The organism is Phreatobacter sp. AB_2022a (assembly GCF_026847585.1).
GTDB lineage: Bacteria > Pseudomonadota > Alphaproteobacteria > Rhizobiales > Phreatobacteraceae > Phreatobacter.
Map to the genome: position 1 here is coordinate 142194 of NZ_JAPSET010000002.1, position 19749 is coordinate 161942.

14 protein-coding genes are annotated in these 19749 nt (G+C 65.5%); 6 read left to right on the top strand and 8 right to left on the bottom strand.

All coding sequences use genetic code 11. From position 1 onward, the window contains the following. Positions 1 to 189: 189 nt before the first annotated feature. The 3 genes from OZ671_RS02085 to OZ671_RS02095 are packed head-to-tail and all read right to left on the bottom strand — an operon-like array spanning position 190 to position 4849. Positions 190 to 1245 carry a 2-oxoacid:ferredoxin oxidoreductase subunit beta gene (locus OZ671_RS02085; protein WP_268859174.1) on the bottom strand — a complete coding sequence of 352 codons (1056 nt, stop codon included), beginning with the start codon at positions 1243 to 1245 and terminating at the stop codon, positions 190 to 192. Continuing rightward, positions 1242 to 3077 (bottom strand): 2-oxoacid:acceptor oxidoreductase subunit alpha, encoded by a 1836-nt coding sequence (locus OZ671_RS02090; protein WP_268859175.1) that lies wholly within the window; start codon positions 3075 to 3077, stop codon positions 1242 to 1244. The genes OZ671_RS02085 and OZ671_RS02090 overlap by 4 nt, the downstream gene beginning before the upstream one ends. Beyond that, positions 3059 to 4849 (bottom strand): FAD-dependent oxidoreductase, encoded by a 1791-nt coding sequence (locus OZ671_RS02095; protein ID WP_268859176.1) that lies wholly within the window; start codon positions 4847 to 4849, stop codon positions 3059 to 3061. The genes OZ671_RS02090 and OZ671_RS02095 overlap by 19 nt, the downstream gene beginning before the upstream one ends. A gap of 597 nt (positions 4850 to 5446) precedes the next feature. Between OZ671_RS02095 and OZ671_RS02100 the strand changes: the two genes are divergently transcribed. The 4 genes from OZ671_RS02100 (at position 5447) to OZ671_RS02115 (ending at position 9926) form a co-directional block, all read left to right on the top strand. Beyond that, positions 5447 to 6802 (top strand): ABC transporter substrate-binding protein, encoded by a 1356-nt coding sequence (locus OZ671_RS02100; RefSeq protein WP_442957048.1) that lies wholly within the window; start codon positions 5447 to 5449, stop codon positions 6800 to 6802. Positions 6803 to 6911: 109 nt separating this feature from the next. Beyond that, positions 6912 to 7904, top strand: coding sequence for a carbohydrate ABC transporter permease (locus OZ671_RS02105; protein WP_268859178.1), 993 nt, complete (start codon positions 6912 to 6914; stop codon positions 7902 to 7904). Then, positions 7904 to 8815 (top strand): carbohydrate ABC transporter permease, encoded by a 912-nt coding sequence (locus tag OZ671_RS02110; protein WP_268859179.1) that lies wholly within the window; start codon positions 7904 to 7906, stop codon positions 8813 to 8815. Before OZ671_RS02105 ends, OZ671_RS02110 begins: the two co-directional genes overlap by 1 nt. Positions 8816 to 8825: 10 nt before the next feature. Then, on the top strand, positions 8826 to 9926 hold the full coding sequence (locus OZ671_RS02115; RefSeq protein ID WP_268859180.1) for an ABC transporter ATP-binding protein: 1101 nt from the start codon (positions 8826 to 8828) through the stop codon (positions 9924 to 9926). Positions 9927 to 9949: 23 nt separating this feature from the next. Here OZ671_RS02115 and msrB read toward each other — a convergent pair whose 3' ends face one another. The 3 genes from msrB to OZ671_RS02130 form a co-directional block, all read right to left on the bottom strand. Further along, positions 9950 to 10366, bottom strand: a complete 417-nt coding sequence (gene msrB, locus OZ671_RS02120; protein WP_038304020.1) for a peptide-methionine (R)-S-oxide reductase MsrB — start codon at positions 10364 to 10366, stop codon at positions 9950 to 9952. Positions 10367 to 10524: 158 nt separating this feature from the next. Continuing rightward, the gene (locus OZ671_RS02125; RefSeq protein WP_268859181.1) at positions 10525 to 12018 is read right to left on the bottom strand and encodes an amino acid permease; all 1494 of its coding nucleotides are present in this window, start codon (positions 12016 to 12018) and stop codon (positions 10525 to 10527) included. Between the two features lie 207 nt (positions 12019 to 12225). Next, complete coding sequence (locus tag OZ671_RS02130) at positions 12226 to 13098, bottom strand: sulfite oxidase heme-binding subunit YedZ (protein WP_268859182.1); 873 nt, start codon at positions 13096 to 13098, stop codon at positions 12226 to 12228. A gap of 191 nt (positions 13099 to 13289) precedes the next feature. Between OZ671_RS02130 and OZ671_RS02135 the strand changes: the two genes are divergently transcribed. Together OZ671_RS02135 and OZ671_RS02140 are read left to right on the top strand one after the other, a co-directional pair. Beyond that, positions 13290 to 14012, top strand: a complete 723-nt coding sequence (locus OZ671_RS02135) for a response regulator (RefSeq protein ID WP_268859183.1) — start codon at positions 13290 to 13292, stop codon at positions 14010 to 14012. Next, entirely contained in the window at positions 14012 to 15346 is a 1335-nt protein-coding gene (locus OZ671_RS02140; protein ID WP_268859184.1) for an ATP-binding protein, read from the top strand. Before OZ671_RS02135 ends, OZ671_RS02140 begins: the two co-directional genes overlap by 1 nt. A gap of 72 nt (positions 15347 to 15418) precedes the next feature. Here OZ671_RS02140 and OZ671_RS02145 read toward each other — a convergent pair whose 3' ends face one another. Beyond that, entirely contained in the window at positions 15419 to 18364 is a 2946-nt protein-coding gene (locus OZ671_RS02145) for a calcium-binding protein (RefSeq protein WP_268859185.1), read from the bottom strand. A gap of 33 nt (positions 18365 to 18397) precedes the next feature. Continuing rightward, entirely contained in the window at positions 18398 to 19705 is a 1308-nt protein-coding gene (locus OZ671_RS02150; protein ID WP_268859186.1) for a hypothetical protein, read from the bottom strand. Positions 19706 to 19749 lie beyond the last annotated feature (44 nt).

The window sequence follows — 19749 nt, forward strand, 5'->3', positions numbered from 1 at the left end:
CGCGTGGCGCGTGGCGCGTGGCGCGTGGCGCGTGGCGCGTGGCGAGTGGCGAGTGGCGAGTGGCGAGTGGCGAGTGGCGAGTGGCGAGTGGCGAGTGGCGAGTGACAGATCCCGCGATCCCCGGCCGCCCCGCAACCCCTTTTTGCCCCTTCCCTGATCCCCATTCGCCACTCGCTATTCGCCCACCCCCTACCGCAGCCCCGCATTGATCCGGTCGAGGGCGGCGGCGCCCGGCACGAGGTCCCGGTCGCCGAGGGCGTTCAGGGGCCGCGCATCGGTGTTGAGCCGGGCGTGCAGGTCGCCCGCCCCTTCCTCGAGATAGATGAGGCCGGTGGCGATCTCGCCGGAGGCCTGGACGCGGTAGAGATGGCCGAGCGCGGCGGCGCGGTCGGCAATGTCGTAGTCGCCGTTCAGCTTGCGCAGGCGGATGGTCGAGCCGTCGTGCAGGGCGATCTCCTGCATCGCGCCCTCCGCATAGTCGGCGGTGATCGGCGCCTTGCCGGTCATGAAGTCGAGGCTGTTCAGCGCGGCATTGTGGGCGCGCACATAGTCGAAGCTCTTGGTCGAGCCGTCATGGTTGTTGAAGGCGATGCAGGGCGAGATGCAGTCGATGAAGGCAGCGCCCTCGTGCTCGAGCGCCGCCTTGATCAGCGGCACGAGCTGGTCCTTGTCGCCGGAGAAGGAGCGGGCGACGAAGGTCGCGCCGAGCTGCAGCGCGATCGTCACGAGGTCGATCGGCGAATCGGCGTTGAGCACGCCCTTCTTGCTCTTCGAGCCCCGGTCGGAGGTCGCCGAGAACTGGCCCTTGGTCAGGCCGTAGACGCCGTTGTTCTCGACGATATAGACCATGTTCACCGCCCGGCGGATGGCATGGGCGAACTGGCCGAAACCGATCGAGGCGCTGTCGCCGTCGCCGGACACGCCGAGATAGATGAGGTCGCGATTGGCAAGGTTCGCCCCGGTCAGCACCGAGGGCATGCGGCCATGCACCGAATTGAAGCCGTGCGACTGGCCGAGAAAGTAGGTCGGCGTCTTCGACGAGCAGCCGATGCCGGAGAGCTTGGCGATGCGATGCGGCGGCAGGCTCAGCTCGAAACAGGCGCGCATGATGGCGGCGGAAATGGAATCGTGGCCGCAGCCGGCGCAGAGCGTGGAGATCGCGCCCTCGTAGTCGCGATGGGTGAAGCCGAGCGCGTTGGTCTCGATCGCCGGATGATGGAACTTGGGCTTGGCAAGATAGGTCATGACAATACCTCGCGCCGGGCGGCGGCTGGCACCACCGCGGCCTTGGCCTTGATGTCGCGATGAATGAAGCGGGCGGTGATCGGCGTGCCGTCATAGTGGAGCACCGGCACGAGCTGCGCCGGGTCGATGCCGCACTCGGCGATCAGCAGCGTGCGCAGCTGGGCGTCGCGGTTCTGCTCCACCACGAAGACCTGCTCGTGCGCCGCGATGAAATCGGTCACCTCCCGGCCGAACGGAAAGCCGCGCACCCTGAGCGTGTCGACATGCAGGCCGTCGGCGCCGAGCAGGGCCGCCGCCTCGTCCATCGCCGGGCCGGTCGAGCCGTAATGGATGACCCCGAGCCGGGTCGGCTGGGCTGCGCTGGCCAGAACCGGCTGCGGCACCAGCGCCTTGGCGGTTTCGAACTTGCGCAGCAGCCGCTCCATATTGTCGACGTAAGGGGCGCCCTCTTCCGTATAGCGGGCATAGCGGTCGCGCGTCGAACCGCGGGTGAAGAACGAGCCGCGGGTCGGGTGGGTGCCGGGATAGGTGCGGTAGGGAATGCCGTCGCCGTCGACGTCGAGATAGCGGCCGAAATCGCGCCCCGCCTCCAGTTCCTCCGCCGTCATCACCTTGCCGCGGTCCATCGCGCGGGCATCGTCCCAGGCGAAGGGCGCGCAGAGGTGCTGGTTCATGCCGATGTCGAGATCGAGCATGACGAAAATCGGCGTCTGCAGCCGGTCGGCCAGGTCGAAGGCGAGTGCCGAAAAGGTGAAGGCCTCGTTCGGGTCGCGCGGAAACAGCAGCACATGCTTGGTGTCGCCATGGGCTGCATAGGCGGCGATCAGGATGTCGGACTGCTGCGTGCGCGTCGGCATGCCGGTCGAGGGCCCGCCGCGCTGCACATCGAACAGCACGGCCGGGATCTCGGCGAAATAGGCAAGGCCGAGAAATTCCTGCATCAGGGAGATGCCCGGCCCCGAGGTCGCGGTGAAGGCGCGCGCGCCGTTCCAGGCCGCGCCCACCACCATGCCGATGGAGGCGAGCTCGTCCTCGGCCTGGACGATGGCGAATTTCTTCCGGCCCGTCTCGGCATCGACGCGCAGCCGGCCGCAATAGCGCTCGAAGGCCTCGGCGAGCGAGGTCGAGGGCGTGATCGGGTACCAGGCGCACACCGTCGCGCCGCCATAGACGGCGCCGAGGCCGGCCGCGGCATTGCCCTCGACGAAGATGCGGTCGCCGATGCCGTCGGCGCGGCGCACGCGCAAACCGATCGGACAAGCGAAATGTGCCTTGGCATAGTCGTTGCCGATCGCCAGCGCCTTCAGGTTCGGCTGGATCAGCTTGTCCTTGCCCTTGAACTGCTCGCCGATCAGCGTCTCGATGACACCGATCTCGATGTCGAGCAGGGCGGCGAGCGCGCCGACATAGATGATGTTCTTGAACAGCTGGCGCTGGCGCGGATCGGAATATTCGCGGTTGACGATGTCGGTCAGCGGCATGCCGATCACGCTGATGTCGTCGCGCAGCCTGGAGGCCGGCACCGGCCGCGAGGAGTCATAGAAGAGATAGCCGCCCGGCTCGATCGACGCGATGTCCTTGTCCCAGGTCTGCGGGTTCATCGCCACCATCATGTCGGTGCCGCCGCGGGCGCCGAGATGGCCCTGTTCGGTCACCCTGACCTCGTACCAGGTCGGCAGGCCCTGAATGTTCGAGGGGAAGATGTTGCGCGGCGCGATCGGCACGCCCATGCGCATGATCGATCGCGCAAAGAGGAGATTGGCGCTCGCCGAACCCGACCCGTTCACATTGGCGAAGCGAATGACGAAGTCGTTCACGCTCTGGATTGGCATGCATGCCCCGCATGGATCGTGTCGATGATCGATTTCTGCATGTCCCAGGCCCCGGTCGGACAGCGCTCGGCGCAGAAGCCGCAATGCAGGCAGACGTCCTCGTCCTTGACCATGACGCGGCCGGTCTTCAGCCCGGCCGAGAGATAGATCGCCTGGTCGCGGTTCTCGGCCGGCGCGTTGAGCCGCCCGCGCAGGTCCTCCTCCGGTCCGTCGCCGGTGAAGGTGATGCAGTCCATCGGGCAGATGTCGACGCAGGCATCGCATTCGATACAGAGCTTCGGCTCGAACACGGTCTGAACGTCGCAGTTCAGGCAGCGCTGCGCCTCGGCATAGCCGAGCTTGCCGTCGAAGCCGAGCTCCACCTCGGTGCGGATGTCCTTCAGCGCGATGGCATTGTCGAGCGTCGGCACCTTGAAGCGCAGGTCGTTCGCGATGGCATTGTCATAGGACCATTCGTGGATGCCCATCTTCTGGCTGATCAGGGTCACCGTCGGCGGCGGCCGCACGGCGACATCGGCGCCACGGCAGAAGGCATCGATCGAGATCGCCGCCTCGTGGCCGTGGGCGACCGCCCAGATGATGTTTTTCGGGCCGAGCGCGGCATCACCGCCGAAAAACACGTTGGGCAGGCTCGACTGGAAGGTCTTCGGATCGACCACCGGCAGGCCCCAGCGGTCGAACCGGATGCCGGCATCCTCCTCGATCCAGGGAAAGGCATTCTCCTGGCCGACCGCGATCAGCACGTCGTCGCAGGCGATATGCTCGTCCGGCTCGTCCGTCGGCACCAGCTGGCGCCGTCCCTTGTCGTCATATTCGGCCTTCACCTTCTCGAAAATCATGCCGGTGAGCCGGCCGTTCTCATGGGTGAAGGCCTTGGGCACCCGGTAGTTGAGGATCGGGATGCCCTCGTGCATGGCATCCTCCTTCTCCCAGGGCGAAGCCTTCATCTCCTCGAAGCCCGAGCGCACCACCACGGTCACCTCGACGCCGCCGAGACGGCGGGATGAACGGCAGCAATCCATCGCGGTATTGCCGCCGCCGAGCACGATGACGCGCCGGCCGATCGTGTCGACATGGCCGAACGAGACGGAGGCGAGCCAGTCGATGCCGACATGGATGTTGGCCGCCGCCTCGCGTCGGCCGGGCAGGTCGAGATCGCGGCCGCGCGGCGCGCCGGTGCCGACGAAGACCGCGTCGAAGCCCTCGGCGAGAACGCTCTTCAAGCTGTCGATGCGCTTCGCCCCGCGAAAGGTGACGCCGGTCGCCATGACATAGCCCACCTCCTCGTCGATGACGCTGTCGGGCAGCCGGAATTTCGGGATCTGCGAGCGCATCATGCCGCCCGCCTTGGGATCCTGGTCGAACACCACCACGTCGTAGCCGAGCGGCGCGAGATCGCGGGCGACCGTGAGCGACGCGGGACCGCCGCCGATGCAGGCGATGCGCCGGCCGTTGCGGACCGGCGCCGGGCCGGGCATCAGGCCTGCCACCTCACCCTTGAAATCCGCTGCGACACGTTTCAGGCGGCAGATGGCGACCGGCTCCTCCTCGACCCGCCCGCGCCGGCAGGCCGGCTCGCAGGGGCGGTCGCAGGTGCGGCCGAGGATGCCGGGGAAGACGTTGGACTTCCAGTTGATCAGATAGGCCCCGGTATAGTCTCCCGCGGAGATCCGCCTGATATATTCGGGGACCGGCGTATGTGCGGGGCAGGCCCATTGGCAGTCGACGACTTTATGAAAGTAATCGGGATGCGCGATGTCAGTAGGCGTCACTCATTCCTCCTGGAGCAATGAATTCGCCTTCCGCCGGCTGGCTGGCGCTTCGACGCGCCGCAGCGGCATCGGACGACATGACGGGCCAGGTTCCCTTGAGGCGCCACCATGTTGGAACCAGTCTGAACAGAATTCAGGCAATATGTCGATGACCTGACACGATCTTTTGTTCAGGCCCGGCATGAACGCCACGCGCGGCGACGCCTCATGTGCATCGCTGCCGAATTGTTGTGCATCTGCTTTGCGACACCTTTCGCTGCTGCGGCGATTTCGACGGCACTGCAAAAGGAATATTGTCCGACACACTCACGACGGTGCCCTGCGATCCCCACCGTCGCACCAGCACCGCCAAGCATTCGCGGGGCGCGGACCGCTCCTTGTGCGGATGCGAAAAGAATAAAACTTCCCCATGCGCGGGTTTGGCATCTAGGAGGCCGGCGAATTTTATCGTTTACTGACCGCCGTCGTCCGAGCCTCACGGGATCCATGAACCGCGCTCGCCTGTCTGAGACGCGCTCATCATCCACAACAATCAGGGGCCGGCGCGCCCATGCGCGGGAACCTGCCGCGCATGCCGAGAGAGGGAGGATCAAGGCGATGCACGGGAAGACTGTACAGGGGAAGACTTGGACGCGGCGCCGCTTCATGGCGAGCACGGCCGCATTGACGACGGTGGCGCTGGCCGCGCCCCATGTGCGCGGCGCTCACGCCGCCGGCAAGCTGTCGCTCGGCCTGTGGGACCACTGGGTGCCCGGCGCCAATGCGGCGGCCACCGCGGTCATCAACGAATGGGCGGCCAAGGAACGGGTCGAGGTGACGATCGACTTCATTCCCTCGCAGGGCAACAAGAACCTCCTGACGATCGCCGCCGAGGCCCAGGCCAAATCCGGCCACGACATCCTGGCCATGCCGACATGGTGGCCGCATGCCCATGCCGAGCAGCTCGAACCCTGCAACGACATCATGACGCAGCTGATCGCCGAGAACGGGCAGGTCAACGGCACCGTGCAGTATCTCGGCAAGCTCGGCGACAAATGGCTCGGCGTGCCCTCCACCATCGGCTCGCAGATCAAGGGCCCGGTCGCGCGGCTCGACCTGATGAAGCAGCATGCCGGCATCGACATCCAGGCCATGTATCCGGCCGGCGCCGCGCCGAAGGCGGATACCTGGAACATGGAGACCTATGCCAAGGCGGCGGAAGCCTGCAGCAAGGCCGGCTTCGCCTTCGGCGTCGGGCTCGGCGAGACGACCGATTCCGTCGACACGGCGGGCGCCTTCTTCCACGCCTTCGGCGCGGCACTGGTCGATGCCAAGGGCGAGGTCACGGTCAAGTCCGACGCCGTGCGCCAGGCGCTCGAATATGGCGCGCGGGTCGCCAAGTTCTATCCGCAGGACGCGCCGGCCTGGGACGATTCCTCCAACAACAAATGGATCGTCTCCGGCCGCGGCGCGATGGTGATGAACCCGCCGAGCGCCTGGGCGGTCGCCAAGCGCGACGCGCCGCAGGTCGCCCAGCAGCTCTGGCACCATGGCTTCCCGTCGGGCCCGAAGGGACGCTATGCACCCTTCCTGCCCTATTTCTGGAACATCTGGAGCTTCTCGCAGAACAAGGCGGCGGCGAAGAGCGTGCTCGTGCACATGTCGACGGCGGCGGCGGCGGCCAAGTTCGTCGAGGCCTCCGGCGGCTACGACATCCCCTCCTTCGAAAAATTCCTCACCTTCAAGACCTGGGCCGAGGCCGAGCCGCCCAAGGGAACGCTCTACCACTACCCGAACCCGCACAACCACCAGACGCTGTCGATCGCGGCCGCCCCGGCGCCGCCGAAGATCGCCCAGCAGATCTACGCACAGGCGACGCTCACCAAGATGATCGTGCGCCACATGCAGGGCGAGGCCATCGACCGCACGCTCGCCTGGGCCGAAAGCGAGGTGGAAGGCTTCCTGCGCGGCTAGGCCGGCGGAGCTGCCCCTTCCCCCGCCGCAGCGCGCGGCGTTCCGTCCTCGTCGCTCCGCCGGGCCATACCGCCCGGCGGACCCGATCCTTCATCATGCGAGGCAGCCCATGGTCGATGCGGCCCTGTCTTCGAACTCCACCGGAACGACGGCACGAGCCGCCAAGGCCCGGCCCTCGGCGCTCAGGCGCTTCTTCCAGCGCAAGTCGACCATCGCCTTCCTGATGGCGCTGCCGCTGATCCTCCTGATCCTGGTCCTGGTGGTCTATCCGGCCTTCTATGCGATCTATCTCTCGACCCTGCGCAAGTCGATGACCAGCATCGCCTGGATGCGCAACTGCACGTGGGTGACGCAGAGCATTTGCGGCTACATCCCGTTCGGCAACATCCAGTTCCTGTTCACCCGCGAAACCTTCTGGATGGTGGTTTGGCAGTCGTGCCTCTTCGCCATCACCGCGGTGATCTTCAAGGCGCTGATCGGCTTCATCGTCGCCCATTTCGTGCACAACATTCCGGCCAAGGGCCAGCGCAAATGGCGCGGCATGCTGCTGATCCCCTGGGTGATCCCGCCGGCCATGAGCACGCTCGCCTGGCTCTGGCTGTTCGACCCCTCCTACAGCGCCTTCAACTACACCCTCTCGCTGTTCGGGCTCGGCCCCATCGCCTGGACCGGCAATGCCAACTGGGCCCGCTTCTCGGTGATCCTGGTCAATATCTGGGTCGGCGCGCCGTTCTTCATGATCATGTATCTGGCGGCGCTGAAATCGGTGCCCGACCAGCTCTACGAGGCCGCCGCCATCGACGGCGCCAACTGGTGGCAGCGCATCTGGTACGTGACGCTGCCGATGATGCGCAACATCATCGCCATCACCGCGCTGTTCTCGACCATCGTCACCTTCGCCAATTTCGACATCGTGCGGGTGCTCACCGCCGGCGGACCGCTCGACAAGACCCATCTCTTCGCCACCTGGGCGTTCCGGCTCGGCATCGAGGGCAGCGACATCCCGCTCGGCGCCTCGGTGTCGCTGTTCATGGTGCCGATCCTCGGCATCGCCGCGATCTTCATCCTGCGCGACATCAACAAACGGGGGAACGAAGCCTGATGGCCACAGCCGTTCTCGACAAGGGCGCGCCGACCCGCAAGACAGGCTACGGCTCGATGAGCCGGGACCGCGCCTGGGCGCTGCGCTGGTCCTATTTCTTTCTCGTCCTGTTCGTCATCTTCTTCCTGGTGCCGCCGCTCTACATGCTGATCACCTCGCTGAAGGGCAGCGCGGAGATCTCGGCGGCGACCAATCCCTGGTGGGTGTTCAACCCGACCCTGGAGAACTACCGCGCCCTGCTCGGCTCCGGCCAGTTCCTCACCTTCGCGCGCAATTCGGCCGTCGTCTCGACCGTCGTGGTGGCGATCACCATGCTGATCTCGATCCCCGCGGCGTTTGCCCTGTCGCGCATGCGTTTCTGGGGTTCGGCGACGCTCGCCACCGGCGTGTTCCTCACCTATCTCGTGCCTGACACGCTCCTGTTCATCCCGCTGTTCAAGATGTTCGCCGTGTTCCACGAATGGACCGGCATCCAGCTGCTCAATCGCTGGTGGGTGCTCCTCGTGGTCTATCCGACCCTCACCGTGCCGTTCTGCACCTGGATCATGATCGGCTATTTCGCCTCGATCCCGAAGGAGCTCGACGAGGCGGCGATCATCGACGGGGCGAGCTGGCTGCAGACGCTCACCCGCATCTTCGTGCCGGTGGCGCTGCCCGGCATCATCGCAGCCACCATCTTCGCCTTCACGGTGAGCTGGGCGCAGTTCCTCTATCCGCTCGCCTTCACCACCTCGGTCGACCAGCTCGTCCTGCCGGTCGGCATCATCACGACGCTGATCAAGGGCGACGTGTTCAACTGGGGGCAGATCATGACCGGGGCGCTGCTCGGCGCCGCCCCGCCGCTGATCATCTACGCCTTCCTGATGGACTATTACATCGCGGGGCTCACCGCCGGCGCGACCAAGGGCTGAAGAGGGACATATGGCAGGCGTTACCCTGACCGACGTCGTCAAGCGCTATGACGACGTCGAAGCCGTGCGCGGCATCAATCTCGACATTGCCGACCACGAATTCGTCGTGCTGGTCGGCCCGTCCGGCTGCGGCAAGTCGACGACGCTGCGCATGATCGCGGGCCTCGAGGACATTTCCGGCGGCGAGATCGCCATCGACGGCGAGGTGGTCAACGACGTGCCGCCGAAGGACCGGGACATCGCCATGGTGTTCCAGAACTACGCGCTCTACCCGCACATGACGGTGGCCGAGAACATGTCCTTCGGCCTGCGCCTGAAGCGCTTCCCGAAGGCCGAGATCAAGAGCCGCGTCGACGAGGCCGCGCGCATCCTCGACATTGCCGAGCTGCTCAACCGCAAGCCGAAGGCGCTGTCCGGCGGCCAGCGCCAGCGCGTCGCCATGGGCCGCGCCATCGTGCGCCACCCGAAGGTCTTCCTGTTCGACGAGCCGCTGTCCAATCTCGACGCCAAGCTGCGCGTGCAGATGCGCACCGAGATCAAGAAGGTGCACCTCAGGGTGCGCACCACCACCGTCTATGTCACCCACGACCAGATCGAGGCGATGACGCTCGCCGATCGTGTGGTGGTGATGAACAACGGGCGGATCGAGCAGATCGGCCCGCCGAACGAACTCTATCACCATCCGAAGACACGGTTCGTCGCCGGCTTCATCGGTTCACCGGCCATGAACTTCGTGCCGGTCCGGCTTGAAGAGGCGAGCGGGGCGCTGCGCGTCCGGCTCACCGACACGATCGCGCTCGCCGTGCCCGAAGCCAAGACCGCGCGCTACAGGCCGCATGCCGGCAAGGCGGATCTCCTGCTCGGCATCCGGCCGGAGCATCTGACCGAGACCGACCCGCACATGCCGCCCGGCAAGGAGCCGTTCGAGATCAAGCTCGACGTGATCGAGCCGATGGGCAACGAGACGCTGGTCTATTTCACCATTGCCGGAGCCCAGCTCTGCGGCCGCGTCGATCCCAATGCCGGTGCCGCCGACGGCCAGCCGATGCGCCTTGCCGCCGACCTCAATCACATGCACCTGATCGACGCGGCGACCGGCCTCGTGCTCTGAGGCCGGGCGGCCCGGCGCGCCGCCTATTCCGGCCTGAAATTCATCGCCACGCCGTTGATGCAATAGCGCAGCCCGGTCGGCGGCGGGCCGTCCGGGAAGACATGGCCGAGATGGCCGCCGCAGCGGCTGCAATGCACCTCGGTGCGCACCATGCCGTAGGACCTGTCGATGCTTTCCTCGACGCTGCCGGCCACCGGCGTGTCGAAGCTCGGCCAGCCCGTGCCGCTCTCGAACTTCTTGTGCGAGACGAAGAGGTCCTGGCCGCAGCCGGCGCAGGAGAAGGTGCCGGCGCGCTTTTCGTAGTTGAGCGCGCAGCTGCCCGGCCGCTCGGTGCCATGGCCGCGCAGCACGGCATATTGCTCCGGCGTCAGCAGGCGGCGCCACTCCTCGTCCGTATGGGTGACGGGATAGCGGCTGGCCTGTTCGGCTGATGAGGTCATGGTTCCGATCCTGGCGCTGTGCGGGCGGCGGCCGGCGCACCTTCGGCGCGCGCCGGCCGGAGGCCGCGTTTCAGGTCCAAAGATGTGGTGCCGGACCCGACTTGTCGAGCCCGGCCAGCCGATCCGCCCGTGCCGGACCCGTCCGGCGCGAAAGGCGGCTACCGTAGCGGCCGTTGCGCCCGCGGGCCGCGCCGAAGCACCGAATGGCGGCTGCCATAGGCGGCATAGATGACAAGCCCGATGGCCAGCCAGACGATTAGCCGCAGCCAGGTCTCCCAGGGCAGCGCGATCATCAGGGCAAGGCAGCACAGGACACCGCCGAGCGGGACGACCGGCACGGCGGGGGTGCGGAACGGCCGGGCGATCTCGGCGTCGGAGCGCCGGAGATAGATCACCGCGCAGCAGACCAGGATGAACGCGAACAGCGTGCCGATACTGACCATTTCGCCGAGGATGTGGATCGGCACCAGGGCGGAGATGGCGGCGACGACGACGCCGACCAGTCCGAGACTCGCGCTCGGCGTGCCGAGGCGCGGATGAACGCGGCGGAACAGGCCCGGCAGGAGGCCATCATTGGCCATGGTGAAGAAGATGCGGCTCTGGCCGTAAAGCAGGACGAGAATCACGGTGGTGAGGCCGGCAAGCGCCCCGACCTTGATCAGCACGGCGAACCAGGCCCAGCCGATGACGTCGACGGCGCGAGCGATGGGGTCGGCCACGTTCAGCTGCTGGTAGGAGACCAGGCCGGTCAGCACCGCCGAGACGAGGACATAAAGCGCCGTGCAGATGAACAGCGAGCCGAGAATGCCGATCGGCATGTCCTTCTGCGGGTTCGCGGTTTCCTGCGCCGCCGTCGAGACCGCATCGAAGCCGATGAAGGCGAAGAACACCACCGACGCGCCGCGCAGAATGCCGGACCAGCCGAAATGGCCGAACTCGCCGGTATTGGCAGGAATGAACGGCGTCCAGTTGCTGGACGTGACGAAGCCGGCGCCGATCAGGATGAAGGCCAGCACCACGGCAAGCTTCACCGCCACCATGATGTTGTTGAGGCGAGCCGATTCCTTGGTGCCGCCGATCAGCATCGCGGTGAGGAACAGGATGATGAAGGCGGCCGGCAGGTTGACGATGCCGGTCACCGTCGAGCCGTCGACAAGCCTGACGACCGTACCGGGCGCGGCCGCATAGGCGGGCGGGACATGGATGCCGAAATTGGCGAGCAGCGAGACGGCATAGCCGGACCAGCCGACCCCGACCGTCGCCGCGCCCATGGCATATTCCAGCACCAGATCCCAGCCGATGATCCAGGCGACGAGCTCGCCGAGCGTCGCATAGGTATAGGTATAGGTGCTGCCCGAGACCGGCAGAAGCGCCGCGAGCTCGGCATAGCACAGACCGACGAAGGCACAGGCGATGCCGCCGACGACGAAGGACAGCATGATGGCGGGTCCGGCATATTGGGCTGCCGCCGTGCCGGTCAGCACGAAGATGCCGGCGCCAATGATGCAGCCGATGCCCAGCGCGGTGATGCTCCAGGGCCCGAGTGTCTTCGGCAAGGTGTGATGGGCGCCTTCGGCAATGATGTCCGACACTGTCTTGCGGCACATCATGCCCGGGTCGACGGCCCGGTCGGCCAAACCTTGGTCAGCCATTGTCCATGTCCCCTTCACTGCCGCTTCGTCGGGCCGGTGCAGCGCTCCCCCTTGGCTTTCCGCCGCTGACGAACGGATGGCCGGCCGGTATTGGCCGGTCGCCTAGGGGTAGGCCCAAAGGGAAGTCATGTCTACAGATCTGTCATAGGACAATATCGGCAGTCTCGACAGACGATTTTCCCTGCCCGCACGCGCCGTTCCACCCGATCACTCCGCCGCGCTGCCGGCGGCGGCCGGCACCGGCCGTGTCCGGCGCCGTTCCGGCGCGCGTGCCGCACGGCGGACCAGCGCGAGGGCCGAAACGACAAGGCCCGCGATCAGCACCCAGGCGGCCGGCCTCAGGCCGATATCGATGGAGAAATTGGCCATGAACACCCGGGAAGCCATGACGCCGGTGCGCAGGGCGTACCAGGCGGTCTCCAGGAGCGCGGTCGCCGCGCTCGCCGCGACCGCCAGTCCGGCGAGCTGCAGCGGCGTCGCGGCCAGGTTCAGCCGGCGCATGAGCCGGAAGCCCATGAGCCAGAGGAACAGGCCCGCCATCAGCGTCGGCTCGGTGACGTCGATCTTGCTCTGCAGGAAGAAGTGCAGGATGGCGAGCACCGCCAGCCCATAGACGATGCGGTGCAGCCGGTTCCACCGGGCGGCCCCGAGGCGGCGGATCATGGCGTCGGTCGAGGTCGCGCCGAGCACGGCAAGGCCGACCAGCGCGGCAAAGCCGATGGTGAGATAGAAGCGCAGCACGATCTCGCTGGCGACCTTGGAAAGATCATAGGCCTGATCGACGACATAGAGGCCGAGATGCAGCACCGCATAGGCGAGCGCCGCGACGCCGACCATGCGGCGGACGAGGATCAGCCGCGGCCAGTTGAAAATGTGGCGGGCCGGCGTCACCGCGAGCGACAGCAGCAGGAGCCGCACCGTCCAGTCGCCGGTCTGGTGGATCGCTTCCGTCACGGGCTTGGAGCCGAGCAGCCCGCCCGCCGCCTGGACGGCGAGCCAGAGGCCGGGCGCGATGACGCCGGCAAAGGCAGCGAGTTTCAGCCAGGACAATCGGCCGGTCCGGTCGTTCCATGGCAGCATGCGCCCGATCTCCGCGAAGGTTGCGATGTGACGCCATACGGTGGCGCACGGCAAGCCGTTACGGCACCGGCCTCACGAATCGGTGATGCCCGGCGGCCGGCCGCCCCCTTCGCAGGCCCGGGCAAATAGCGGATACAACATGAAACAATAAAACTGTGCCCGGAACCGAGCGGCCGCGCGATAACACAGCCATGTCCAGCCAACCGCACATTCTCGTCGTCGAAGACGACAATGAAATCAGCAAGTTGCTGACACGCTACCTGCGCAGCAACAATTTCCGCGTCACCGTCGCACCCGATGGCCGGGATTTCGATCGGCTGCTCACCGACAACCGTTTCGATCTCATCATCCTCGACATCATGCTGCCGGGCGAGGACGGGCTGAGCCTTTGCCGGCGGGTCCGGGCGCAGAGCTCCATTCCCGTCATCATGCTCTCGGCGCGCGGCGAGGATCTCGACCGCATCATCGGCCTCGAAGTGGGCGCCGACGACTATCTCGCCAAGCCGTTCAACCCGCGCGAGCTGCTCGCCCGGATCCGCGCCGTGCTGCGCCGGACCAGCGAGACCGCGGCCGCCCCGGCCCGCCCCGAGGGCGTGCGGCAGTACCGCTTCCTCGGCTGGACGGTCGATACCATCCATCGCACGCTGACCAATGCCAGCGGCGCGCGCATCGCCATCACCAGCGCCGAATTCGACCTCCTGCACGTCTTCTGCGAGCGGCCCGGCCGCACGCTCAGCCGCGAGCAGATCGTCGATCTCACTCAGGGCCGCGCCGTCGGCCCGTTCGAGCGCAGCGTCGACATCCTGGTCAGCCGCCTGCGCGGCAAGATCCGCCTCGGCCCGGACGAACCGAGCATCATCGTCACGGTCCGCTCGTCGGGCTACCAGTTCACCCCGCAGGTGGAAGCGGCCTGATGCGCTGGATGCTCGATCTCCGGCCGCGGCGGATCACGGTGCAGATCGCCGCGCTGGTGGTCAGCGCGGTGGCGATCTTCCATCTCATCGTGACCATCGTCTATTCCTTTTCCAATCCCGAGCTCGGGCCGCGCCATCCCGGCGAGCTCGCCGGCCGGGCCGCCGCGCTCCTGTCGCTGATCACCGCGACGCCGCCCGCCGAGCGCGACCGGCTGATGGCGAACCTCGCCAGCGCGCGCCCGGACATCACCATCCGCCGCGAAACGGCGGCCGTGCCGCCCGACAGGCCGCCCGCGGTGCCGGACCGGTTCCGGCGCATCGGCGCGGTGCCCGGCATTTCCGTCTGGTCGCTGGGGCGTGTCGCCGAGCCGCGGCCAGATGCGGCCGAAGACCTCCTGGTGCGGCTGCGCGACGGCGACATCTACCGCGTCACCTTCCCGCCGACCCTGCGGCCGAAGCCGTTCGGACCGGGCGTCTCGACGCTGACCTTCCTCGGCATCAGCGTGATCATCCTCAGCCTCTGGGCCGCCCATGCGCTGGCCGGCCCGCTCAACCGCATCGCCGAGGCGGCGCGGCGCTATTCCGCCGACGGCGTCGCCATCGACCTGCCAGAGCGCGGCCCCGAGGAGGTGCGCCAGCTCGCCCGCGCGATGAACCAGATGCAGGCGCGCATCTCCAAGTTCGTCGCCGAGCGCACGCGCATGCTGGCCGCCGTCAGCCACGACCTCAGGACGCCGATCACCCGGCTGCGGCTGCGCGCCGAGTTCATGGACGACCAGAGCCAGAAGGCCGCCATGCTCAACGACCTCGACCAGATGGAGACGCTGGTGCGCGGCACGCTCAGCTATCTGCGCGACGGGCGCGGCGGCGAGCCGCTGACGCCGACCGAGCTGCCGAGCATCCTGATGGCGGTGAGCGACCAGTTCTCCGACATGGGCGTCAACGTGCCCTACGAGGGGCCCGAGGCGCTGCGCATGGACGTGCGGCCGACGGAGATCCAGCGCGCCGTGACCAATCTCGTCGAGAACGCGCTGAAATATGCCGGCGGCGCGCGCATGCGGCTCGCGCTCGAGCCGGCCGGCGGCGTCGCCATCGAGGTGCGCGACGACGGCCCGGGCATTCCCGACAACGAACGCGAACAGATGCTCGAGCCCTTCGCCCGCGGCGATGCCGCCCGTAACCTCAACAGCGACACCGGCTTCGGCCTCGGCCTGACCATCGCCCGCGCCATCGCCGAGGGCCATGGCGGCCGCCTGGTGCTGACCAACCGCGCCCCGCGCGGCCTGACCGCGCGGCTGGAGCTGAACACGGCACGGATGGCGCAGCCGGCGTGAAGGGCTTGAGCGGAACCGCGGCGAGCGGCCCGCCGCTCAGCATCATCGCCTGCGCCTATCGCCCTTCCCGACTCAATTCGCGAAAATGAAGTCGTCAGCATGCAGGTTCGACAGGCCGACATTCTTCAACAACAACGTGTCTCCGCCTCCTGTCGAGATCAGGACATCGCTGCCGTTTTGGGTCGCGGCCGCCATCACCGCAGCGAAGTCGGCGAAAATCGACGACTTGAACTGAATGATGTCGGGTGATGCAGCGCCTGCGATGAAATCAGCAATCGTGTCCTGGCCGAAATTCGGATCGAACACAAAGGTATCGCTGCCCCCTCCACCGGAGAGGAGGTCGTTTCCGCCACCGCCTGAAATGACGTTGGCAGCGCCGTCGCCATAAATCCTGTCATCACCGGCGCCCCCCACGAGCGATTTCTGGAAGAGCACGGAACGATCCCAAAGAGTGCCATCGGCAAACCGCACCTGATCGACGCCGCCCCAGGTGCCTGCCAATTGATCATCGAGAACAATGCTGTCGCCGTCGGCGATGGAGAGCACAAGGTCCTGTCCGGCATCGGCCTGCGTTACTGCAACATCGGCGGCGCCGATCCCTCCGCCAAAGACCAGTTCGTCGACATCCAAAGACGAGCCGCTGTCTCGGATGCGATCCTGACCGTCGCCGAGACTGAACAGATAGGTGTCGTTGCCGTAGTCCCCCTGCAGATAGTCGTTGCCCGTACCACCGGACAAGGTGTCGCCGTCGAGCCCACCATGGAGCTTATCGTCGCCAGCTCCGCCCGACAGCGTGTTGGTGGAGAAATCACCGTAGAACGTGTCGTCTCCGGCGGTCGGCTGGGTTGCGCTCGCGAGCAGCGCTATCCTGTCCCACACCGTGCCATCGGCAAAATGCACTTTATCGACGCCTCCCCAGGCCCCGACCAACTGGTCGTCGAGAACAATGCTCCCGCCGCCGACAATCGAGAGGACGAGATCCTGCCCCGAATCGGCCTGCGTTACCGTTACATCGCCGCTGCTGATCCCTACTCCGAGAATCAGTTCATCAACATCCAAAGACGAGCCGCTGTCTCGGATGCGATCCTGGCCGTCGCCGAGACTGAACAGATAGGTGTCGTTGCCGTAGTCCCCTTGCAGGTAGTCGTCACCCGTGCCACCGGACAAGGTATCGCTGCCGTTGCCGCCGTAGAGCTTGTCGTTACCAGCCTCGCCAGACAGTGTGTTGGCGGAGAAGTCCCCGTAGAACGTGTCGTCACCAGACGTTGACTGGGTCGCACGTGCGAGCAGGGCTTCCCTGTCCCACACCACACCGTCTGCAAAGCGTACCCGGTCGACGCCTCCCCAGGTCGCGACCGACTGGTCATCGAGGATGATGCTGCCACCCCCCGCAATCGAGAGCACGAGGTCTTGACCAGCATCTGCCTGCATTACCGTGACATCGCCAGTGCTGATGCCTGTTCCCAACACCAGCTCGTCGAGATCCGAAGACGAGCCGCTGTCGCGAATACGATCCTGCCCATCGCCAAGGTCGAACAGATAGGTATCGTCGCCATAGTCCCCTTGCAGGTAGTCGTCACCCGCGCCGCCGGACAAGGTATCGCTGCCGTTGCCGCCGTAGAGCTTGTCGTTACCAGCCTCGCCAGACAGTGCGTTGGCGGAGAAGTCCCCGTAGAACGTGTCGTCACCGGACGTTGACTGGGTCGCACGTGCGAGCAAGGCTTCCCTGTCCCACACCGTACCGTCGGCAAAGCGCACCTGCTCGACGCCTCCCCAGGTCGCGACCAACTGGTCGTCGAGGATGATGCTGCCGCCCCCCGCAATCGAGAGCACGAGGTCTTGACCAGCATCTGCCTGCGTTACCGTGACATCGCCAGTGCTGATGCCTGTTCCCAACACCAGCTCGTCGAGATCCGAAGACGAGCCGCTGTCGCGAATACGATCCTGCCCATCGCCAAGGTCGAACAGATAGGTATCGTTGCCATAGTCTCCCTGCAGGTAGTCGTTACCAGCTCCGCCGGACAGCATGTCGGCACCGGATTCGCCATACAGTCTGTCGTCGCCACCATAACCCGAGATGACGTCGTTGCCCGCACTACCATAGAGTGTATCAGGGCCCGACGTTCCCGCATGCGTGTCCGGCCAGGCCATCACGCGCGTCTCGATGTCCGCCCGGCTCCAGGAAGAGCCATCGCCGAACACAATAGCCTCAAGGCCTCTTCCTCCAGCACCAAACTGGTCGACGACGGTAATGACGTGCCCGGTTGAATTGACCTTGATGAAGAGGTCCGCCGCGGATCGCGACCAGGAAAGGTCCGCGAGCACCAGGTCCGCCAACTTCAGCTTGTCCGTCTCGCTCGCGACCGTCGACGTCTCGACAATCCGGTCGGAGCCATCACCGGCGCGATAGATGAACGTATCGCTACCACCGGCAGACTGGATGGTATCGTCGCCCTCGCCTCCGACGAAGGTATCGGCGCCGTCAGTGCCGCTCAACGTATCGTCGCCTGCGGTTCCGCGGAAAGCAGCCTCGCTGCCGATCCGGGTGCGATCCCAAATCTCTCCATTGGAAAAGACTATGCGATCGAGGCCGTAATGAACAGACGAAGAAGAAAAATGCTCCTCGTCCTCGATAACCTCCCCGGTGGCCAGGATCTTCAGCAACAGGTCATTGCCGGATCTTGCCAGCTCGACGCCGTCGGCATCGATATCGACGAAGCGTAACGTGTCGATCTCGGACGTTGAACTCGACCATTCCCTGATGATGTCATTGCCGTCGCCCATGGCATAAATAAACGTGTCATTACCAGCCGACGAGTGGAAGACGTCGGCACCGCCAGCACCACGAAATCGATCATCTCCATCGGTACCGTAGAGCGCCTCGCCACCGTCCCCCCCACCGATAAAGACCCGACTTTCGATTTCGGCACGATCCCAAATCTCTCCGCCGGCGAATGTGATCCGGTCCAGGCCATAATTAGCATCTGCTGAATAAAAATGATCGTTATCTTCGATCATTTCACCAGAGCAGAGCGAGTTTGATTTCCGTATTCATTGCATGCTCCCCAATTCTGTCTTGAGGCCAAAACGTCCATTCGCCCATAGATATTCATCATTCTCGACGATGGTCATTCCCGGCAATAGCGAGGAAAGACCCGGCGCCTCTGCGACCAGATTGCCGTCGATGAAGTATCTCTGATCGCGTGGCGGAAGCCGATTGTTCGAATCCCTCAGAAAGAACGCGGACCCCGCGTCGCGGAAGCAATAGGCAAACCCCTGATCCGCACCGCCTGCGGTATCGATGTTCAGATCAAGCGTCCGTTGAAGATGAAGCCGTTGATCAACCCAGGGATAACCAGTCTCGACGCGATAAGGGATTCGTGGAGCTTGTCCCGCGGCCACATCTCGCCCTCGGACACCGAGATGCCCCGTGCCTGAAGGACGCAGGAGACCAAGGCCGGGTTCGAGAGGCCCAGGCCCCCCATTCGTATCGCCCCAAGTGCCGAAGTTGCGCCGGTTGACCTCATCCCTGAGTTCGACGTGATAGCGGGCCCTCAAGGTTGCCGCGGTCTGATGGGGTATGAGCCAAAAGCGAGGCTCCCCGGGCGGACGCAGGGCGCGCAGCTCGGCGCGCATGACCTCGGGCAGGGGCAGGCGCAGATAGTAATGGCAATAAAGGATCGACGATATGCCAAAGGATCGAAGGTCGTCGCGTGGGAAGAAGCGGTCGCCTCGAAAATACTGAACGCCCAGGAGCTGGTCGTCGTAACGATCCGCCAGCGGAATGATGTTGTCCTTCCACCTGGTCGCGCGCCACGCCTTGTGATCCGCTTCGGTCACCTCGGTAATCGTCGCGCGAACGAATTTCAGCCTGGAAACCGGTTGCTCGTAGGCTCGCTCGTGGAGATAGGCGATCAGAAATTCGAGATTGTTCGCATCAGGCGCCCAGAAGATGATGGGGAGGTAGTCGTCCGGCACCGGGAAGCGCTCGAAATTGCGCTGGCAAATGCTGGGCGACTGCACCAGCACGCCATGACCGCCACGCACGCGCACCCCGAACATATAGGGCGCATAGACGGCGCGCACGCTGCGTCCCTCGCCGAAGATCTGGCGCGCCTGGGAGGCACAGGCGACGATGATCTCGATGTCGAGCGGTTCGTTCTCGTAGATGAGCTGAACATTGACGCGGTAGAACCAGCCGAATTTGAGTTGCCACCGATACTTGATGAAATCCGGGGTCAACTGCTCCAGGAGGGCCCCGGCCGGCATGACGGCCGTGACGACATAGGCGCCAGCAAGCATGCCCGCGCCGAGCAGAACGGCCAATGCCAGCACGACCCTCTTGAGACCCTTGCTCACGACGAGAACTCCGAGGCAATCCGGACCATCCAAAGGAACATCGC